Source organism: Modestobacter versicolor (genome assembly GCF_041028285.1).
Classification (GTDB): Bacteria; Actinomycetota; Actinomycetes; order Mycobacteriales; family Geodermatophilaceae; genus Modestobacter; species Modestobacter versicolor_A.
Genome location: NZ_JABGDB010000054.1, coordinates 1 through 533, shown reverse-complemented (window position 1 = coordinate 533; position 533 = coordinate 1). Strand labels below are relative to the sequence as shown.

The 533-nt window shown below is 45.0% G+C and carries 1 protein-coding gene; it reads right to left on the bottom strand.

Annotated features, from left to right (window positions below; all coding sequences use genetic code 11):
• On the bottom strand, positions 1-533 hold a 533-nt coding region (locus HL054_RS22230), incomplete at both ends, for a hypothetical protein (RefSeq protein ID WP_369141306.1).

The following is a 533-nucleotide window of genomic DNA, read 5'->3' as shown; positions in this document are numbered from 1 at the left end:
GTGAACACCAGTTTATCACCAGCGAATAATCCTACGTTTTTAGAACCATCAAACGCAACGCCGTTAACAGTTCCATTAACGAATACAGAGCGCATAGCGTTATAATCGTTAACGTCAAACACTGCCAGAGGCGGCGCGGCTACTACCAGCGTTTCATTCAGCGTAGTAATATTATCAGTAACAGATACAGAATAATTACCAGCTTTAGCAGCGATAAAACTATATTCAGTATTATCAATTGCCCCATCCTGAATTTTGGTATTATCAGGGTCTGTAACAGTTACCAAATACCCTCCCGATGGTTTAGTACCATCACCCCACGAATATTTAACCGTGTCACCAGCGGTCGCCGTAGTCGGATGATCTACCCAATGCAACAGAGTAGTGAGCGTTAATTGTTGTTCGATTACATGCGCCGTCGGGTCATTACGACCACCCTTGTCATACACTTTTACGGTGTACGTTCCCGCGCTTTCGTTCACGTTGGCGGTTAATGCCGCTGTAGTTTGATCGTCGGTAATAGTTACCCCGTC